At 64.3% G+C, this 1,218-nt stretch carries 3 protein-coding genes; all 3 read left to right on the top strand.

The annotated features are described in order from the left end of the window. Positions 1 to 358, top strand: a 358-nt coding sequence (locus ELR45_RS21705; protein ID WP_165367993.1) for a hypothetical protein, incomplete at its 5' end; no start/stop codon positions are given. A gap of 56 nt (positions 359 to 414) precedes the next feature. Continuing rightward, positions 415 to 717: a toxin-antitoxin system HicB family antitoxin gene (locus ELR45_RS21700; RefSeq protein ID WP_129668210.1), complete on the top strand. Its 303-nt coding sequence runs from the start codon at positions 415 to 417 to the stop codon at positions 715 to 717. After that, positions 718 to 1,203 carry a type II toxin-antitoxin system VapC family toxin gene (locus ELR45_RS21695; RefSeq protein WP_129668209.1) on the top strand — a complete coding sequence of 162 codons (486 nt, stop codon included), beginning with the start codon at positions 718 to 720 and terminating at the stop codon, positions 1,201 to 1,203. Positions 1,204 to 1,218 lie beyond the last annotated feature (15 nt).

Here is a 1,218-nt window from a genome sequence, read left to right as displayed (position 1 = left end):
GAACACAGTGCTCTCGGAGATACAGCTCAACTCCGAGTTTCAGGAGGAGTTGCGCTCTCTCGCGTGGCAAGGGCACACGGAGGAGGCGATCAAGCTACTGCGCAAGCAGACGAAGCTCGCACCCCACGAGGCGACGCTCGTCGTGCAGGAGCTGATGGTGGGTCGTGTCTTCCCACAGGCCGAGGGCGGCGCCACCGAGTCCGGTGGACCCAGCGCTGTCATCGATGACGACCTGCTGAATCGGCTGCACATTCTGGTGGCCCAAGACCCATTCAAGCGCACCGCCGCGATCCAGCTACTGAGGGACCACACCGGCATGGGTGTGCGGGATGCCAAGCGTTTCATCGACGCTCTTTGAGAAGATATCAAGCAATAGCTAGCACGCGATAGCAGATATCAGCTATCATGATCGCTATGCGGCAGCTTCTCCTACGTATTCCCGATGACCTGCACGCGCGCCTGACGGCGAAGGCCAAACGCGAAGGCGTCTCGGTCAATGCGCTCGCCAATGAAGCTCTGCAGACGGCTGCGCCTCCCGAAAGCCCGTCCAACGGCATGACCACACGCCGCTATCGCCTGAAGGAGAAGGCTCGCGAGATGGGCATCCTGGTCGAGGCCCAGGCTCCGCCGGTCACGCCGCAGCGCTTCACCACCGCGCTCGAGGAGACCGAAGGAATCGGCCCGGTGGTGGACGAGCTCTGGTCGGACGGACGCTAGATGATCGACACGACGCTCGTCTACGTCGACTCGTCGGTACTGGTCCGTTCCTATCTCGCCGACGAGCCCGGGCACGAGGCCGCACGGGCCTTGATCGAGGGGCACAGACTTCTACTGACCGCCACGTTCACGCTGGTCGAGGTCGTGTCGACGCTGCACCGCGCTGGTAAGGCCAAACGTCTCACCGATGTCGACGTGCTGATCGAGAAACTCTACGAAGAGGTCTCCCCGGACGGCCCGATCAACCTCACCCGCCCAGACCCGGCGGCCACCGAAAGCGCAGCCCTGACGATCGTCCGGCACTACACCGTCCATGCCACCGAGGCGATGCACCTGGCGGTCGCCGACATCGCCGCTCGTCCCCTCGCCGAGCCGGGCGAACAGGTGGGATTCGCCACGCAGAGCGAACCCCAACGCAAAGCCGCCACGGCACTCGGCTTCGTACCGCTACCTTCGTCGTCGCCGCCACCACCGCCGACCGGCTGAGCTGGATCTGCACCG

The sequence above is a fragment of the Phytoactinopolyspora endophytica genome, assembly GCF_004138495.1.
GTDB classification, from domain to species: domain Bacteria; phylum Actinomycetota; class Actinomycetes; order Jiangellales; family Jiangellaceae; genus Phytoactinopolyspora; species Phytoactinopolyspora endophytica.
Note: the sequence above shows the minus strand (reverse complement) of the source record. Positions and strands in the feature narration are given on the sequence as shown.